This window comes from Micromonospora sp. BL1, from assembly GCF_003667485.1.
GTDB lineage: Bacteria > Actinomycetota > Actinomycetes > Mycobacteriales > Micromonosporaceae > Micromonospora > Micromonospora tulbaghiae.
Genome location: NZ_RCVK01000232.1, coordinates 25,129 through 41,819 on the forward strand (window position 1 = coordinate 25,129; position 16,691 = coordinate 41,819).

Annotated in this window: 15 protein-coding genes; 11 read left to right on the top strand and 4 right to left on the bottom strand. The window is 75.4% G+C overall.

Going from position 1 to position 16,691, the window contains the following annotated elements:
* Positions 1-60: 60 nt before the first annotated feature.
* From EAD96_RS14720 to EAD96_RS14740, 5 genes are all read left to right on the top strand, one after another.
* A complete protein-coding gene (locus tag EAD96_RS14720; RefSeq protein WP_121684663.1) occupies positions 61-3,246 on the top strand; it encodes a penicillin acylase family protein in 3,186 nt (1,061 codons plus the stop codon).
* Positions 3,247-3,343: 97 nt separating this feature from the next.
* Positions 3,344-4,531: a DNA polymerase IV gene (dinB, locus tag EAD96_RS14725; RefSeq protein WP_121684664.1), complete on the top strand. Its 1,188-nt coding sequence runs from the start codon at positions 3,344-3,346 to the stop codon at positions 4,529-4,531.
* A 105-nt stretch (positions 4,532-4,636) separates the two neighbouring features.
* A complete protein-coding gene (locus EAD96_RS14730; RefSeq protein WP_121684665.1) occupies positions 4,637-5,569 on the top strand; it encodes a hypothetical protein in 933 nt (310 codons plus the stop codon).
* Positions 5,570-5,668: 99 nt separating this feature from the next.
* Positions 5,669-6,886: a sensor histidine kinase gene (locus EAD96_RS14735; protein ID WP_121684666.1), complete on the top strand. Its 1,218-nt coding sequence runs from the start codon at positions 5,669-5,671 to the stop codon at positions 6,884-6,886.
* A complete protein-coding gene (locus EAD96_RS14740) occupies positions 6,883-7,509 on the top strand; it encodes a response regulator transcription factor (protein ID WP_121684667.1) in 627 nt (208 codons plus the stop codon). The genes EAD96_RS14735 and EAD96_RS14740 overlap by 4 nt, the downstream gene beginning before the upstream one ends.
* 5 nt (positions 7,510-7,514) lie before the next feature.
* Here the strand turns inward: EAD96_RS14740 and EAD96_RS14745 are convergent, their stop codons facing one another.
* The 3 genes from EAD96_RS14745 to EAD96_RS14755 all read right to left on the bottom strand — a co-directional run bounded on the left by EAD96_RS14745 (position 7,515) and on the right by EAD96_RS14755 (position 10,503).
* Positions 7,515-8,228 carry an RraA family protein gene (locus tag EAD96_RS14745; protein ID WP_121684668.1) on the bottom strand — a complete coding sequence of 238 codons (714 nt, stop codon included), beginning with the start codon at positions 8,226-8,228 and terminating at the stop codon, positions 7,515-7,517.
* Between the two features lie 163 nt (positions 8,229-8,391).
* Positions 8,392-9,687 (bottom strand): aromatic acid exporter family protein, encoded by a 1,296-nt coding sequence (locus tag EAD96_RS14750; RefSeq protein ID WP_121684669.1) that lies wholly within the window; start codon positions 9,685-9,687, stop codon positions 8,392-8,394.
* Between the two features lie 63 nt (positions 9,688-9,750).
* Positions 9,751-10,503 carry a dienelactone hydrolase family protein gene (locus EAD96_RS14755; protein WP_121684690.1) on the bottom strand — a complete coding sequence of 251 codons (753 nt, stop codon included), beginning with the start codon at positions 10,501-10,503 and terminating at the stop codon, positions 9,751-9,753.
* 135 nt (positions 10,504-10,638) lie between these two features.
* On the opposite strand from EAD96_RS14755, the gene EAD96_RS14760 reads away from it, so the two are divergent.
* Together EAD96_RS14760 and EAD96_RS14765 are read left to right on the top strand one after the other, a co-directional pair.
* The gene (locus EAD96_RS14760; RefSeq protein ID WP_121684670.1) at positions 10,639-11,037 is read left to right on the top strand and encodes a DUF2267 domain-containing protein; all 399 of its coding nucleotides are present in this window, start codon (positions 10,639-10,641) and stop codon (positions 11,035-11,037) included.
* A 13-nt stretch (positions 11,038-11,050) separates the two neighbouring features.
* Positions 11,051-11,311, top strand: coding sequence for a hypothetical protein (locus EAD96_RS14765; RefSeq protein ID WP_121684671.1), 261 nt, complete (start codon positions 11,051-11,053; stop codon positions 11,309-11,311).
* A 4-nt stretch (positions 11,312-11,315) separates the two neighbouring features.
* Here EAD96_RS14765 and EAD96_RS14770 read toward each other — a convergent pair whose 3' ends face one another.
* Entirely contained in the window at positions 11,316-12,245 is a 930-nt protein-coding gene (locus tag EAD96_RS14770) for a diacylglycerol kinase family protein (RefSeq protein ID WP_121684672.1), read from the bottom strand.
* Between the two features lie 115 nt (positions 12,246-12,360).
* On the opposite strand from EAD96_RS14770, the gene EAD96_RS14775 reads away from it, so the two are divergent.
* From EAD96_RS14775 to EAD96_RS14790, 4 genes are read left to right on the top strand one after another with little or no spacing between them, the layout of a single operon-like run.
* Positions 12,361-14,067, top strand: coding sequence for a sugar ABC transporter permease (locus tag EAD96_RS14775; RefSeq protein ID WP_121684673.1), 1,707 nt, complete (start codon positions 12,361-12,363; stop codon positions 14,065-14,067).
* Between the two features lie 46 nt (positions 14,068-14,113).
* On the top strand, positions 14,114-14,680 hold the full coding sequence (locus tag EAD96_RS14780) for a hypothetical protein (RefSeq protein ID WP_121684674.1): 567 nt from the start codon (positions 14,114-14,116) through the stop codon (positions 14,678-14,680).
* Between the two features lie 11 nt (positions 14,681-14,691).
* Complete coding sequence (locus tag EAD96_RS14785; RefSeq protein WP_121684675.1) at positions 14,692-15,234, top strand: hypothetical protein; 543 nt, start codon at positions 14,692-14,694, stop codon at positions 15,232-15,234.
* An 8-nt stretch (positions 15,235-15,242) separates the two neighbouring features.
* Positions 15,243-16,664 carry a hypothetical protein gene (locus EAD96_RS14790; protein WP_121684676.1) on the top strand — a complete coding sequence of 474 codons (1,422 nt, stop codon included), beginning with the start codon at positions 15,243-15,245 and terminating at the stop codon, positions 16,662-16,664.
* The last annotated feature ends 27 nt before the right edge of the window (positions 16,665-16,691 follow it).

Here is a 16,691-nt window from a genome sequence, read left to right on the forward strand (position 1 = left end):
CCGAGACGCCGTCAGCCGGGCGTACCGAACGGCCCTGCTCCGCGTCCCCGGAGGATCGCCATGCCATTACCCGCCATCCGTGCCCGCCTCGCGGCGCTCACCGCCGCCGCCCTCACCGCGAGCGTCCTGACGGTCACCCCGCCGTCGCCGGCGCTCGCCGCCACCACGTTCACCCCCGACGACTACTGCCTCGGCCAGTGCGCCGACATCCTGCCCCCCGGGCAGAACGGCAACGCCACGCTCGCCGGCATCCTGGCCCACCAGGCGCTCGGCACCCGCCCCGCGCACTCCAGCGACCAGCTCGACGAGTACGCCAACCTGGTCTACAACTACGCCGGGCTGACCGACGAGCAGATCGCCCACTTCTACAACGACGCCTCGTTCGGCGTCCCCGACGCGCAGGTCGAGAGCAGGATCTCGCCGCGTTCGGACGTCACCATCGTGCGGGACAAGGCCACCGGCGTCCCGCACGTCACCGGCACCACCCGCGCCGGCACCATGTTCGGCGCCGGGTACGCCGGCGCCCAGGACCGGCTCTGGGTGATGGACCTGCTGCGGCACGTCGGCCGCGGCAACGTCACCTCGTTCGCCGGCGGCGCCCCCGGCAACCGGGAACTGGAGCAGAGCGTCTGGGCCAACTCGCCCTACACCGAGGCGGACCTCCAGGCCCAGGTGGACGCGCTGCGCCTCAAGGGCACCCGGGGCCAGCAGCTCTACACCGACGTGGCCGACTACATCGCCGGCATCAACGCCTACATCGACAAGTCGATCGCCGACGACAACTACCCCGGCGAGTACGTGCTCACCGGCGCCGGCAAGCCGAAGCACTTCACCATGACCGACCTGATCGCCACCGCCGGTGTCATCGGCGGGCTGTTCGGCGGAGGCGGCGGCAGCGAGGTGCAGTCCGCGCTGGTCCGGGTGGCCGCCCGGGCCAAGTACGGCCCCACCGAGGGCGACCGGGTCTGGACCGCGTTCCGCTCGCAGAACGACCCGGAGACCGTACTGACGCTGCACGACGGGCAGAGCTTCCCGTACGGCGCGACGCCGCCCGGCGCCACCAGCGCGGTGCTGCCCGACGCCGGCACCGTGGTCGCCGAGCCGCTCGCGTACGACGCCACCGGCGGGGCCGCCGCCCGCACCGGCACCAGCGCCGCCACCAAGGACCTGCTCGGCGGCCTGTCCACCCTGCGTACGCACGGCATGTCCAACGCGGTCGTGGTCTCCGGCCGGCACACCACCACCGGCAACCCGGTGGCCGTGTTCGGCCCGCAGACCGGCTACTTCGCCCCGCAACTGCTCATGCTCCAGGAACTCCAGGGGCCGGGGATCAGCGCGCGCGGCGCCGCCTTCGCCGGGCTGAACCTCTACGTGCTGCTCGGCCGCGGCCAGGACTACGCGTGGAGCGCCACCTCCGCCTCGCAGGACCTGACCGACACGTACGCGGTGCCGCTGTGCACCACCGACGGCAGCGCGCCGACGCTGCGCTCCAACCGCTACCTCTACCGCGGCCAGTGCGTGGCCATGGAGGTGCTGGAGAAGCGCAACTCCTGGTCGCCGACGCTCGCCGACTCCACCCCCGCCGGCGCGTACACGCTGCGCGCGCTGCGCACCAAGTACGGGCTGGTGTCCTACCGAGGGCTGGTCAACGGGCAGCCCACCGCGTTCACCAAGCTGCGCTCCACCTACCGGCACGAGGCCGACTCGGCGATCGGCTTCCAGGCGTACAACGACCCGGCGGCGATGGGCAGCGCGGCGGCGTTCCAGGCGTCCGCGGCCAGCGTCGGATACGCGTTCAACTGGTTCTACGTCAACTCGACCGAGGCGGCGTACTTCAACTCCGGCTCGAACCCGGTGCGCTCGTCCACCTCCGACCCGAACCTGCCGATGAAGGCGGAGCCGGCGTACGAGTGGGCCGGCTGGAACCCGGACACCAACGACGCCACGTACGCCCCGGCGTCGGCCCACCCCCAGTCGGTCAACCAGGACTACTACGTCAGCTGGAACAACAAGCAGGCGCGTGACTTCGGCGCGGCCGACGGCAACTTCAGCTACGGCGCGGTGCACCGGGGTCAGCTACTCGACGGTCCGGTGAAGGCGGCCATCGCCCAGCGCAAGGTCGGCCGCGCCGACATCGTCCGGATCACCGCCGAGGCGGCCGTGACCGACCTGCGCGGCCAGCAGGTGCTCGGCGAGCTGCTGCGGGTGCTCGACAGCACGCCCGTCACCGACCCGGCGCTCGCCGCCGCGGTGACCAAGCTGCGGGCCTGGCAGCAGGCCGGGTCGCGGCGGGTGGAGACGTCACCCGGGTCGAAGGTCTACCAGCACGCCGACGCCATCCGGATCTTCGACGCGTGGTGGCCGCTGCTGGCCTCGGCGCAGTTCCGTCCCGGCCTCGGCCCCGACCTGTACGCCGCGCTCGTCGACGCGCTCGAAGTCAACGAGGCGCCCTCGGGCGGCCAGAACGGCGCCCGCGACGGCACCGTCAACTGGGCGTCGCAGGGGCAGGCGCACAAGGGCTCGGCCTTCCAGTACGGCTGGTGGGGTTACGTCGACAAGGACCTGCGGGCCGTGCTCGGCGACCCGGTGGCCGGCGGGCTCGGGCGCACGTACTGCGGCAACGGCAACCTCGGCGCGTGCCGGCAGGCGCTGCTGGACACGCTCGGCCAGGCCGCGGCGGCGCCCGCGACCACCGTCTACCCGGGCGACTCCTCGTGCGGCGCGGGCGACCAGTGGTGCGCCGACTCGATCGCCCAGTCCGGGCTCGGCGGCATCACCCACCCGCTGATCGCCTGGCAGAACCGGCCCACCTACCAGCAGGTCGTCTCGTTCCCGGCGCGCCGGGGCGACGCGGTGACCAACCTGGCGCAGGGCCGCACCGCCACCGCGTCCAGCACCCAGTTCCTGACCAGCAACACCCCGGCCAAGGCGGTCGACGGCAGTCTGGGCAGCCGGTGGGCCAGCAGCTACAACGACAACCAGTGGCTGCGGGTGGACCTCGGTTCGGCCCGGACCATCAGCCGGGCGGTGCTGCGGTGGGAGGCCGCGTACGCCACCGGCTACCGGATCGAGGTCTCCGCTGACGGCAACTCCTGGCAGCCGGTGTTCAGCACCACCACCGGCAACGGCGGCGTCGACAACGTGACGTTCGCCCCGGTCAGCGCGCGATACGTGCGGATGTACGGCGTCACCCGGGCCACCTCGTACGGCTTCTCGCTCTACGAGTTCGAGGTCTACGGACGGTGACCGCACGCGACCGGCCGGCGGGCGCTCCCGCCGGCCGGTCGCCTGCGTCGGGGCAGGTCAGCCACGCCTGTTCGAACATCTGTGCGAAGATGACCGGGTGTCGAGCGAGGCCACCATCCTGCACGCCGACCTGGACGCGTTCTACGCCTCGGTCGAGCAGCGCGACGACCCCCGGCTGCGCGGCCGGCCGGTGATCGTCGGCGGCGGCGTGGTGCTCGCGTGCAGCTACGAGGCCAAGGCCCGGGGCGTGCGCAGCGCGATGGGCGGCCGGCAGGCTCGGCGGCTCTGCCCCGACGCGCTGGTGGTGCCGCCCCGGATGGCCGCGTACACGGCCGCCAGCCGGGCGGTGTTCGAGATCTTCCGGCACACCACCCCGCTCGTCGAAGGGCTCAGCATCGACGAGGCGTTCCTCGACGTGGGTGGGCTGCGGCGGCTCGCCGGAGCGCCGGCCGCCGTCGCGGCCACGCTGCGGGAACGGGTACGCCGCGAGGTCGGCCTGCCGATCACCGTCGGCGTGGCCCGGACGAAGTTCCTCGCGAAGGTGGCCAGCGGGGTGGCCAAACCGGACGGGCTGCTGGTGGTGGAGCCGGAGCGGGAACTGGCGTTCCTGCACCCCCTGCCGGTCGAGCGGCTGTGGGGCGTCGGCCCGGTCACCGCCGCCCGGCTGCGCGAACGCGGCATCCGTACCGTCGGGCAGGTGGCCCGGCTGGACGAGCCGGCGCTGGTGTCGCTGCTCGGCGCGGACGCCGGGCGGCACCTGCACGCCCTGGCGCACAACCGCGACCCCCGGGCGGTGCAGGTGGGCCGCCGCCGTTCCTCGATGGGCGCGCAGCACGCGCTGGGACGCGGGCCGAACTCCCCCGCCGACCTGGACGCGGTGCTGGCCGGGCTGGTCGACCGGGTCACCGGCCGGATGCGCGCCGCCCGCCGCACCGGCCGCACGGTGACGCTGCGGCTGCGTTTCGCCGACTACACCCGGGCCACCCGGTCGCACACGCTCGACGAGCCGACCGCGCAGACCGGGCCGTTGCGGGCCGCCGCCCGTGACCTGCTGCGGGCCGCGCTGCCGCAGATCGCGGAACGGGGCGTGACGCTGCTCGGCGTGTCGGTGGGCAACCTCGGCGGCGGGCACACCCAGCTCGCCCTGCCGTTCACCGCCGACCCCGGGCCGGCGCTGGACGCCGCCGTCGACGCGGTGCGGGACCGCTTCGGCTCACGGGCGCTGACCCGTGGCGTGCTGCTCGGCCGCGACCCGGGCGTCGAGATGCCCCGGCTGCCGGACTGACCGGCCGGCCTCCTCCCCCGGTAGGAGACACGCTCCGACCCGTGGCCGCGAGTGCGGCCCGCGGGCGGGCGCGACCGGCCCGGCCCGTCACGAGCATCTACAGGCATGACTACCCTGCGGAACCGGGCGGCCGGATGGCACCGCCCCCTGATGCTCCTCGTGTCCGCGATGGCGGTGCTCACCGTCGTCGCCGCGGTCGGCGTCGTGGCCGACCCGCGCGTGCTGACCGGCGTGCCCATCTGGCTCAAGCCGCTGAAGTTCGCGATCTCGTTCGTGCTCTACGGCGTCACCCTCGCCTGGATGCTGTCCCTGCTGCCCCGCCGCAGCCGGGCCGCCGAGCGGGCGGCCACAGTGATCGTGGCCATGTCCGTGCTGGAGATGGTCGTCATCGTGGGTCAGGTGCTCCGCGGCACCACCAGCCACTTCAACGGCACCACGACGCTGAACGCGGTGCTGTTCGACGTCATGGGCGTGGCGATCACCGTGCTGTTCGCGGCCCAGTTCGTACTGGCGGTCGTGCTGGCCCGCCGGGCCCTTCCGGACCGGGCCGGCGGATACGCGGTCCGGCTCGGCCTCGCCGTGTCCCTGCTCGGCATGCTCGTCGCGTTCCCGATGGTGGCGCAGAGCCCGGCCGGCGCGCCCGCCGGGATCAGCGGTGCGCACAGCGTCGGGGTGCCCGACGGCGGGCCGGGGCTGCCGCTGCTCGGCTGGAGCACCACCGGCGGCGACCTGCGCGTCGGGCACTTCGTCGGGATGCACGCGTTGCAGGCGCTGCCGCTGCTGGCGATCCTGCTCGACCGGTTCTTCGGCGCGCGGCTGGACGAGCTGACCCGGGCCCGGCTGGTGCTCGTCGGCGGGGCCGCGTACGCGGCACTGACGCTGCTGCTGACCGGGCAGGCGCTGCGCGGGCAGGCGCTGCTCGCGCCGGACGCGCTCACGCTCGCCGCGGCGGGGGTGCTGGTGGCGGCCACCGCGGCGGCCACCACGCTGGTGCTGGCCCGCCGGACCCGGCGTACCGGTGTGGTGCTGGTCGGATGAGCGCCGTGGTGTTCGGCCCGGTGGTCCACCTCGGACCGCCGGGCCGGCGGCCGGCGAACGCGGTGGCCTCCGGCCGCTCCGGTTGCCTAGGCTGACGCGGTGAGCTGGGTCGGTCGGCTGTTCGACGCGCGCGACACGCTCGCGCGGATCCTGCTGCTGGATCTCAGCGGCGTCGGCTACCTGGTCTTCGGACCGCACGCGGGCCAGGCCGCCACCGGTACGCAGTGGGCGCTGGCGGTCCCGGCGTTCGCGCTGGCGCTGCTGTGCCACCGCCGCCCTCTGGTGAACCTGCTGATCCAGTCGGCCCTGCTGGTCGCCGCGCTCGTGCTGGTCGACGACGTGATGATCAACCAGGTCGGTGCGAGCTGGGCGCTGCTGGAGCTGACCATGCGGGCCACCCGGCCGCGCACGGTCTGGTTGGGCGCCGGACTGCTCGCCGCCGTCGACCTGTCCGGCCAGATCGGCGAACCGGTCCGTGCGGCGCTCACCGGCCTGTTCGGGCTGGCCGTCACAGTCGGCCTGCCGCTGCTGCTCGGGCTGGTGGTGCGGACCACCCGGGAACTCGGGCGGCAGGCCGAGGTGCGGGCAGAGGCGGAGCGGCGCCGGCGCGAGTCGGAGAGCCGGGCGGCCCGCGCCGACGAGCGCGGCGCCATCGCCCGGGAACTGCACGACGTGCTCGCGCACCACGTCGCGTCGATGGTGCTGCGGGTCGGCGTGGCCCGGCACGTGCTGCCCGACCTGGACCCCCGGGTCGGCGAGGTGTTCGACGACGTGCACGCCACCGGCACGGCCGCGCTGACCGACCTGCGGCGGCTGGTGGCGGTGCTGCGTGACCCGGACGGTGTCCGCGGCGACGCCGCCCTGACCGCGATCGAGCCGTCGGCGCTGCCGGCCGCGCTCGGCGCGGCTGTCGACCGGGCCCGGCAGGCGGGCGTCGTGGTGGAGGCCGACGTCGACCCGGCGGTCGGCAGGCTCGACGCGGTACGCGGCCAGGCGGTGCTGCGACTGACCCAGGAGGCGTTGACGAACGTGGCGAAACACGCGGGCGCGGCGGCCCGGGCCCGGCTGGCCGTGTCGGTCGAGGACGGCGCGGTGCACTGGGCGGTGACCGACGACGGGCGCGGCGCCGCGCCGGCCGGGGTGCCCTCCGGCGGCGGGCACGGCCTCGTCGGGATGCGGGAACGGGTCGAGGTGCTCGGCGGGCGGCTGGAGGCCGGGCCCACCGGTTCCGGCTGGCGGGTCCGGACCGTGCTGCCCCCGCCCGGGCCGGCCCACCAGGCGCCCCGGCCCCGCGCGGGCACGCCGGAGCCGGCGTGATCCGGGTGCTGCTGGTCGACGACCAGCACCTCATCCGGGCCGGCCTGCGGATGCTGTGCGACGCCCAGCCCGACCTCGAGGTCGTCGGCGAGGCCGACAACGGCCGGGACGCGGTCACCCTGGCCGCCCGGCTACGCCCCGACGTGGTGGTGATGGACCTGCGGATGCCCGGCGTCGACGGGATCACCGCGACCAGCCGGATCCTCGCCGACCGTCCGGCCACCCGGATCATGGTGCTCACCACGTTCGGCGACGACGACCACCTCTACCCGGCGCTGACCGCCGGCGCCTGCGGGTTCCTGCTCAAGGACGCGCCCCCGGTCGACCTGCTCGACGGCGTCCGCCGCGCCGCCGCCGGCGACAGCCCGTTCAGCCCGGACGTCCTGCGCCGGCTGGTCGAACGCGCGGTGCACGCCCGCGCCGGCGCGCCCCGGCGTGCGGCCGAGCTGACCGCCCGCGAGCGGGACGTGCTGGACCTGGTCGCCGACGGGCTGTCGAACACCGAGATCGCCGACCGCCTGCACATCGGGGTGACCACTGTGAAGACGCACATCACCAGCCTGATGACCAAGACCGGCAGCGCCAACCGGGTCCGCCTGGCGCTGTGGGCGCGCGGCGGCTGACCGGGTCACTCCTCGATCGCGCCGCCCACCGCCCGCAGGTGCGCCCGGAACGTCAGCGCCGGGTCCGCCTCCCGGGCCGCCAGGTACGCGCCGAACCCGACCTGCACGCGCAGCGACTCCCCGGCCCGGATCCGGTCGGCCTGCCGCCGCTCGGTGTCCCGGATGGACCCGGCCAGGTCGAACAGCTCCCCGGCCCGGTCGGCGGGTACGAACAGCACGCCGTCGTCGTCGGCCAGCGCCAGATCCTGCGGGCCGACGGTGAACGGCCCGACCCGGGCGTGCTCCAGCGCCCCGGCCGGGCGCGGGTCCAGCTCCAGCGGCCCGCTCGGGGTGGCGCCGAGGCTGAACACCGGCAGTCCGACCGCGACCAGGTCCGCGGTGTCGCGGTGCGCGCCCCACACCACCAGCCCGGCCAAGCCGGCGGCCCGCGCCTCCAGCACCACCAGGTCGCCGACGCACGCCCGGTCGGTGCGGCCGGCGTCGTCGACGACGAGCACGTCCCCGTCGGCGGCCAGCTCGATCGCCTCCAGGAAGACGTCCACGCTGCCGGCGTGCCGGGCCGGTCGGACCCGGCCGGCCAGGCGCCGCCCCGGCAACACCGGGACGACGGCGGCCGGGGCGCAGCGGACGGGCACGCCGGCGCGCAGGCAGGCGTCGGCGACGTGGGCGGTGGTCAGAGCGGCGAATCGCGCGGCCGGCGCGTCCTGACTGATGTCCATGCGCCGACGCTAACCAGCCGGGCCGCCCTGGGCAGGTGCCAGTCGACGCCCGGTGGCCTGCGGCCGGCAACCCGGCCGGACGACGACGGGCAGCCGGACCGGCCGGAGGCGGGCGGCCGGGCCGGACGACGACGGCCGGACGACGACGGGTGGCCGGGCCGGGTCAGGCGACGCGGGTCGGTGGGCGGAACATGTCCGGACGCCGCCCCGGCGCGCCCCGGGCAGCGGGCCGGCGCCGGACCGGGCGGCTCATCCGGGCCCGGACCGGCGGGCGCGCCTCCGCCTCCCCCGCACCGGCGGCCCGGCGCACGGTGCCGTTGGCGTCCTCGGGCCGGCAGCCGGTGGCCCGCAGCAGCTCGCTCTGCCCGGTCCGCAGATCGCTGATCATCGCCTCGCCGTAGGCGCGCACACCCTGCGACCACGCGCGCCCGGCCAGCTCGGCGCCCTGCCGTACCAGCTCCCGGGTGCGGTCCAGGTCCTCCCCGGACCTGCAGGCCCGCTTCAGCTCCCGCACCGCGTCGCCGAGGCGGGCCACCGCGTCGGGCAGCGCGGGCGGGACCGGCTCGTCGTACTGCAACGCGGTGGCGGAGCGGCGGGCGATCGAGCGGGCGTACAGGACCAGCCGTTCGAGGTGCTGGGTCGCGTCGGCGTACCGGTGGAACCGGGCCCGGCGGTGCCAGCGGGCCGGGGCGATGGTGACCACCTCCTCGGCCCCGCTGAGCGCCTCGTTGAGCCGCCCGATGTCCGGTTCGATCCCGCGCAGATCGTCCAGTGCGCGCTGCGCCGCGTCGGCGTCGCGGCGGGTCAGCGCGTGGGCGACGGCGTCGAGCTGCTCGGTGAGCCGGGCGACCACCGGCTCCACCGCCCGGTCCAGCACGCGGATCGGGTTGACCGGCAGCAGCAGCGCCACCACGAACAGGCCGACCAGGCCGCCGACCAGCGCGTCGAAGATGCGGGGCAGTTCCAGGCCGGGCTGCACCGGCGCGAGCGTGGCGATCAGCACCGCCGTACCGCCGGCCTGGCCCACCAGCGCGCCGCCGCGTCCGGCCACCAGCAGCGCGGTGGCGATGGCGAGCGTGACCACCAGGCCGGTCTGCCAGGATCCGCTGCCGAGCAGCGCGCGCAGCAGGTCACCGACCACGATGCCGAGGCCGACGCCGACGAGCAGCTCGAACGTGCGGCGGGCGCGCTGGCCGATGGCGGTGGCGATGGTGCCGACCGCGGCGGCGGGGGCGAAGACGTGCGCGCCGGAGCCGAGCAGCATCTGGGCGAGCAGCGCGGCGAGCGCCGCGGCCAGCCCGGCCTGCGCGGAGATCACCACGGTGATCTCCAGTTGGCGCAGCCGGTTCCGGCCGGCCGCGCCGCCCTGGTCACGGACCCGGGAGAGCGCGAGACCGCCCCGCTCGACCGCCCCGTCCAGGGGCGAGCGGACGGTGTCGTCGGCGCGGCGGTCGGTCATGACGGCGGTTACCCGGCTCCGGGCCGGTGAATCGTCGGCCGTGCCCCCGCGCGCCCTTCGGAGTCAGCGGCGGTACGTGCGGTCCAGCAGGTCGAACAGCGCCCTCCAGTGCCTCCGCGTGGCCTGCTCGTCGTACATCGGGGTGTCCGACTGGGTGTAGCCGTGGCGGGCGCCGGCGTACACCTCGGAACGGTAGGTCACCCCGGCCGCGTCCAGCGTCTTCTCCAGCGTGGCGATCTGCTCGGCGGTCATCGACGGGTCGGCGTCGGCGTGCCCGAAGTAGAGTTCGCCGGTCACCGCGCCGACGGCCAGGTGCGGGCTGTCCGGGGCGTCGGTGACCACCCGCCCGGCGTGGAACGCGGCCACCGCGGCGATCCGGTCCGGGAGCGCCTCGATCGCGCGCAGCGCGTTCGTGCCGCCCATGCAGTAGCCGGTGATCGCCGCCGGGCCCGGCGCGACGTCCGGGCGGGCGGCGAGGAAGTCCAGGTAGGCGGCCGTGTCGCGGGCCACCGCGTCCGGCGTCAACGCGGCCATCATCGGCCCGATGCTCTCGAACAGGGCGGCCCGGCGGCTGTCGTCGGCGAGCGCGCCGAGGTCGATCAGCGGGGCGCGCCCGGCGCGGTGGAACAGGTTGGGGGCGAGCACCACGTACCCGCGGTCGGCGATCGTGGCGGCCATCTCCGCGACCCGGGGCCGCAGCCCGAACGCGTCCATGAACAGCAGGACGGCCGGGAAGGGCCCGCCGGACCCCGGCGTGGCCAGGTAGGCGTCGGCCGTTCCGTCGGGGGTGGGCACGTCCACGATCGTCGGCTGCACTGTCGGGGCCTCCTCGCTGCGGGTTCCGGCCTGCACGCTACCCCCGGTCCGGCGGCTCCGGCTCCTCGGGCTCACGCCCCGTTTGCCGAGGTCCAGCGTGGGAATCCGGCAATCCCAGCGGAGGAAGGCGGCGAGATGGACCAGGATCAGTTCGTCGGCGCGGTGGCCGAACGGTGCGGCGCGTCCACGGAGCAGGCCACCGCGATCACCCGGGCGACGTTGACCACGCTGGCCGAGCGCATCGACGGCGGAGAGGCCCGCGACCTCGCCGACCGGCTGCCGGAGGCGCTGCGGGCGTACGCGTTCGGCCCGGCCGAGGACGCCGAGCCGTTCGGGCTCGACGTGTTCGTGGAGCGGGTGAGCGGACGCGCCGACGTCGACGTGGACGCCGCGCGGGACGGGATCACGGCGGTGTTCGACGTGCTGCGCGACGCGGTCGACCCGGCCGCCTACGCGCAGGTCGTCGGGCAGCTCCCGGCCGAGTACGGCGAGGTGGCCGACCAGAGCGCGCCGTACGTGCGGCGCACGGCGTGACGGGGCGCGCCCGATGAGCGAGGACGCGCTGCGCCGCCCGCCCGAGGCCGACGCGCAGGAACAGCGGCAGGACGAGACACTCGTCGGACCGCCCGGCACGGTCGGCACGGCGGTGCCCGAGGCGAGCGAGTCGGACCTGGCCGAGCAGGGCGTGCTGCGCCCGCCGAGCGACCGGGCGGGCCTGGGTGAGTCGGTGCGCGACGACCTGACCGCCGCCGACGCGGTGGAGCAGAACACGGAGATCCCACTGCCCGACGAGGAGCACTGGGCCTGACCGGTCAGTGATCCGGGCTGTCGGCGCGGGCCATCAGCCGCAACGCGTTCGGGTCCAGGCCGATGCGTACCGGCGTCTGCCCGTACGGCTCGCCGTCGACCTCGATGCGGGCCGGCCGGTCGGTGTCCAGCCACAGCTGGCGTACCGCCAGGAACGGCTCGTCGCCGAGCGTGCGGCGGTGGCCGGCCGCCGCGTTGCGCGCCGTCTCGCGCAGCAGCCCGCGCCGGGTCGGCCCACCCACCGGGTACGCGACCAGCAGCCGGTCGTCGGCGGTGGCGTCGGCGGTGATGGGCCGGCCGGCGTGGAAGCCGCCGTTGGCCACGTACACCTGGTGGGTGGTGAACGTGTGCTCGCGGCCCTCGGCGCGGACCGTCACGGCCAGCGGCCGGTGCCGGGCCAGCAGCCCCAGCCCGGTCATCGGGTACGCGAGCCGCCCGACGACCCGCTTCAGCCTCGGCGGCGCGGCCTGCATGATGTCGGCGGACAACCCGATCCCGACGTGGTTGGTGAACCGGGTGTCGCCGATCAGGCCCAGGTCGACGTCGATGACCTTGCCGTCGGTGAGCACCGCGACGGCGGCGTCCAGGTCGAGCGGGACGCCGACGGTGCGGGCGAAGTTGTTCGTGGTGCCCAGCGGCAGCAGGCCCATCGCGATGTCCCGGTGGGCGAGCAGCCGGGCGGCCGCGCCGACGGTGCCGTCGCCGCCGCCGGTGACCAGCAGGTCCGGCCCGAGGTCGGCGGCCTCGGCGAGCACCCGGTCCAGCTCGCCGGGCCGGTCCACCGGGTACGCGCCGAGCAGCGCGAAACCGGCCGCCCGCAGGCGTGCGTGGACGGTGTCGTAGAGCCGCCGGCCACGGCGGGAGTGGGCGTTGACCACGAGCGCCGCCCGCCGTCGTTCCCGGATCGCCGTCGACAGCTCCTGCTTGGTCCGCACGGTTGCGACCCTAGCCGCCCCCGCGCCGACGTGGGCCGGTGGCGCTGCCGGTTTTGACCGGGTCGGCTATCGTCGCGGCGGCCGTGATCGTCGATCTTCGAGGGTGGATGTCCCGATGAACCAGCCGGCAGCACCGCAGGCGACAGCGTCAGTGCCCCCGCTCACGCCGCCGAACCGTCCGGGGAGGGCCCTGATCGGGCTGGCCCTGGTCGTCCCGGCGGTGATCGCCTGGATCTGGTCGTACGTCCTGCCGACGCTGTCCACAGTGGCTCGCAGCTTCCAGGGTGACGGGCCGCGCGGCTCGGGCGAGTCGGTCGGCACGGCGAACTACGAGGCCGCCTTCACCTCCGGGTTCGTCGGGCAGGTCGGGCTCGCGGTGCTGCTAAGCCTGATCCCGCTGGCGGTGGCGCTGCTCGCCGCGCCGCTGCTCGCGATCGTCGCCGACCGGGCCGGCCGGGTGGCCCGCCTGGTCACCCGGGGCGTGCTGGCGCTGCCGCTCGCCGCGTACGCGCCGGTCGCGGTGTTCCTCGGCCGGCGCGCCGAGCACATCGAGAACGGCACCTTCACCCAGGAACTGCAGTCTCCCCGGACGCTCCTCGTCTCGGCGCTGGCACAGGTGACGTTCGGGCTGGTCGTCGCGGTGGCCGCGACGCTGTACCTGAGCGCCCTGCGCCGCCGCGAGCCCGACCAGCGGCCCGCGCCCGCCATGCTGGCCGTCGGTGGGTTGCTCGGCCTGAGCGTTCTCGCCGCCGCCCTGCAGACCTACACCGCCCCGTACATCCTGACCGGCGGCGGGCCGGGCGGCGACGACACGGCGACGCCGGTGTTCACCGCCGCGCAGACCTCGTTCCGGACGATGCGCCTGGGCGCCGGATCGGCCACGTCGACGCTGCTGCTGGTGCTGCTCGGGCTGCTCGGACTGGCCGCGGTGGCGCTCATCCTGGCCACCCGGCTGCGCATCGAGTTCGACGGCTGGCGGGACGGCCCGGCCGTGCGGGAGGCGGAGTCCTACTCCGGCCGCCGGCCGCTGCTCGTCGGGCTGACCGCTGTCGCGCTCGTCGTCGTCCTCAGCGTGACCGTCTGGGCGTCGCTGCCGTGGCTGCGGAACCTCTCCGCCGACACCGGGCCCCTGCCCCGGGGGGTCGAGACCGCGAACCTGTTCGCCAACACCTGGGTGCCGCCGCTGCTGTCCACACTCGTCGCGGTGGCGCTCGCCGCGCTGGCCGGGTTCGGGATCGGCGCGCTGCGCCCGCTCGGGCGCTACAGCGAACTGCTGCTGGTGCCGTTCGCGCCGTGGTTGTTCGTCGGCGTCGGCCCGCTGGCCATCGCCGGTTTCGAGCGCACCAGGGAACTCGACCAGCTCGGCCTGTTCCTCGGCCTGGTGCCGCCGACCTGGCTGTCGGTGCCCGCGCTGTTCGCGTTCACGCTGCTGTTCCGAGGCCAGCACGAGCGGTGGCGCTCCGGCGGCGGCGTCGGCCGTACGCTGCTGCTGCCGGCGCTGCCGATGCTGGCCGTGACCGCGTCGGTGACCTGGCTGGCGCACGCCCAGTCGCCACTGTGGTCGATGCTGGTGAGCCGGGGCCCGGACAGCCTGACCGCTCCCGCGCTGGTGAACATGATCGCCAGCCGCGCCTTCGGCGCCGGGGGCGAGCTTCCGCTGGGCCTGATCCTGCCGCTGCCCATGCTGATCCTGTTCGTGCTGCTGTTCGTCGCGCTCATGGTCGGCTACGTGGATCGGCTCGCCATCCGGGTGGGGCGGCGCAGCGACGCGGACGCGCCGCCGGTGGGGTCGGGCGAGCCCGTCGGCAAGGTCACCGCATAGGGAAACCCCCGATTACGGCCGGTGACGGCGCGCCTAGCGTCGGGCCATGGCAACTGACGCGCTCACCCCGGCCCGGACCGCCCGTGCCCGCCGCGACGGCGGGCTCCCGCGAGGGCTGATCCTGCCCCTGCTGCTGCTCGCCCTGCTCGCGCCGGCCGGGTGCGACTCCGGCGACGGGATCGTCGACGGCGGGCCGGCCGGCTCCGCGGCGGGCGAGGACGGCGGCGACGTGGACGCGGGCGCGGTGGACGACGTCCGGCCCCCGTGCCCGTTCACCGCCGCCCAGGTCTCCGAACTGGTCGACCGCAAGCTGCGCGACGAGGGGAACTGCTCGTTCGGCGACGGCGTCGCCCAGCTGGCGGTCACCACCGCCTCCGCCACCGCCGGCAAGGCCACCTACGACTACCAGCACGAGCAGGCCGGCCAGCAGTACGAGAAGGTCGTCGACCTGGACCGGGGCGAGCGGGGCTACCTCGCGGTCAAGGACATCCGCGGCGAGGCGGTGCTGATCGAGGGCAAGGGCACGTACACGGTGACCATCAGCAGCTTCGGCGGCGGCACCGCGGGCAACGAACAGATCCTGCGCCGTACGCTCGACGCGATCCCGGCCTGAGCGGGGCCGGCATGCGAAGCCGCCGACTGGTCGCGCTCGCGCTGACCGCGACCCTGCTCACCGCGCCCGCCGGCTGCGGCGACGACGAACCGCCGGCCGCCGGCGGCGCTCCGCCCGGTGCGGGCGCGCCGGTCGCCGAGCCGACCGGGGAGGCACCGGCCGAGCCGAGCGCCGGACCGGTGGACGACGCCGCCCCACAGGCGTGCACGCTGGTGTCGAAGGCCGACGCGGAACGCCTCGCCGGCACGGCGCTGGACGAACCGGTGGTGGCCGGGCAGTCGTGCACCTACACCGGGCCGGTGACCGGGCCGACCGCCCAGGTCGAGGTGTTCGTGGGCGAGGGCGCCAAGAAGTACCTCGACATCGAACGGCAGCTCGGGCACGAGATCCGTGAGCTGGCCGGGACCGCCGACGAGGCGCTGCTCACCGCGGAGGCGTTCTTCCTGCGCAAGGGCGAGCTGTGGGTCGCGGTGCGGCTGGTGCGGCTCAACGACCCGCAGGAGAACCGGGCGCCGCTGGAACGGCTCGCCCGTACCGTCGCCGGCCGGATGTGAGGCGGCCGGTGCGCGGCCGACGGCTGCTCGCGGCCGGCCTGGCGGCGCTGCTCCTGGTGACCGGCTGCGGCGGGCCCACGCCCGGCCCGGCGGACGGGGGCGACGGCGGGCAGCCCCGGTACGGGCAGGCCCCGGCGCCGGGGAAGGACGTCACGCTGCAACCGGACGTAGTGCTGGTCGGCGGCGGCAGCCGGACCGTGCGGTCGGTGAGCCCGGACGGGCTGACCTGGCGGCTCGACCCCGGCGCGCGCGACGCGGACCGGCTCGCGCCCGGCCGGGTCATGTTCCTCACCGGACGCGGCGTGGGCCGGGTGCTCGACCTGGCCGAGGAAGGCGGTGACCTGGTCGTCACGATCGGACCGGTCACGCTCACCGAGGTGATCCGCGACGGCACGTTCGGCGGCGACGACGTCGCCCTCGACCGCCCGACCGTCTACGTGGCGGGTGAACCCTCGTGGACCCGGGAGGTCGCGGCGGCCGGCGGCACGCTGGGCCGGTCGCGTCCGCTCGCCGTCGCGCCCGCGCAGCCGCCACCGGCGCCGGGCGGGCAGGCGGGCGCCACCGCCCACGGCTACCGGGTGCGGACGTTCTGCTGCGCCGGTGGCGTCGGCACGCACTTCACGTACGACGACGGCGGGCTCCGGCTGGCCGGGACCGTGACGCTGACCGTGGGGCGCCCGGCCGCGTCGTTCCACCTGGCGGTCGGCGCGGGCAAGGTGACCCGGGCCGAGCTGGAGATCGGTGGCGGCTTCGGCATCAAGGTGGACTTCACCGCCGGCATCGACGGCGGGCAGAACCACCGCCGCACGTTTCCGGTCCCGGTCGACATCGCGTTCCCGATCGGGCTGGTCGCCGGCCTGCCGCTGTCGTTCACGGTGAGCCAGACGCTGGAGGTGGCCACCGCGTTCGGCGCCCGCCGGGGCACGTTCCGCGGCGCCGGTGAGTACGCGCTGGCCGGCAGGCTCGGGTTCGGTTACGCGAACGGCCAGGTGGGCTCGCGCGTGACGGAGGGGTTCGCGCGCCGGGTGAGCCTGCTCGACTCGCTCACCGGCGTGCCGGTCGGCGTGATGGGCCTGGTCGTCCGGCACGGCGTGCGGTTCACCATGGGGATCAGCGCGTTCCTGTTCACCGCCGGCATCTGGTTCGAGCTGATCGCCTCGTACGGCGCCACCATCGGTTCCGCGCTCGGCGCGCCGTACGCGCTGTGCCGGGGCGTCGGGCTCGGTGTGCATGCGCGGTTCGGGATCGGCTACCGGATCCTGGAACCCGTCGTCCAGGTGATCAACAAGTTCCTCAGCCTGCTCAGCCCGTCCCGGGCGCCCCGGATCCCGCCGATCGTGGCGTCGGGCGGGCCGAGCTGGAGCGCCGCCGTCTACCGCAACCAGGAGGTGATCCCGCCCGTCTCGATATGCGGACAGCTTCCGGGCTAGGCCGCGCCGACGCTGGGTTCGCGGGCG

Coding starts and splice junctions, on each gene's coding strand:
- EAD96_RS14720 (WP_121684663.1), top strand. CDS start 61: ATGCCATTACCCGCCATCCGTGCCCGCCTCGCGGCGCTCACCGCCGCC.
- EAD96_RS14730 (WP_121684665.1), top strand. CDS start 4,637: ATGACTACCCTGCGGAACCGGGCGGCCGGATGGCACCGCCCCCTGATG.
- EAD96_RS14745 (WP_121684668.1), bottom strand. CDS start 8,228: ATGGACATCAGTCAGGACGCGCCGGCCGCGCGATTCGCCGCTCTGACC.
- EAD96_RS14750 (WP_121684669.1), bottom strand. CDS start 9,687: ATGACCGACCGCCGCGCCGACGACACCGTCCGCTCGCCCCTGGACGGG.
- EAD96_RS14760 (WP_121684670.1), top strand. CDS start 10,639: ATGGACCAGGATCAGTTCGTCGGCGCGGTGGCCGAACGGTGCGGCGCG.
- EAD96_RS14765 (WP_121684671.1), top strand. CDS start 11,051: ATGAGCGAGGACGCGCTGCGCCGCCCGCCCGAGGCCGACGCGCAGGAA.
- EAD96_RS14775 (WP_121684673.1), top strand. CDS start 12,361: ATGAACCAGCCGGCAGCACCGCAGGCGACAGCGTCAGTGCCCCCGCTC.
- EAD96_RS14780 (WP_121684674.1), top strand. CDS start 14,114: ATGGCAACTGACGCGCTCACCCCGGCCCGGACCGCCCGTGCCCGCCGC.
- EAD96_RS14785 (WP_121684675.1), top strand. CDS start 14,692: ATGCGAAGCCGCCGACTGGTCGCGCTCGCGCTGACCGCGACCCTGCTC.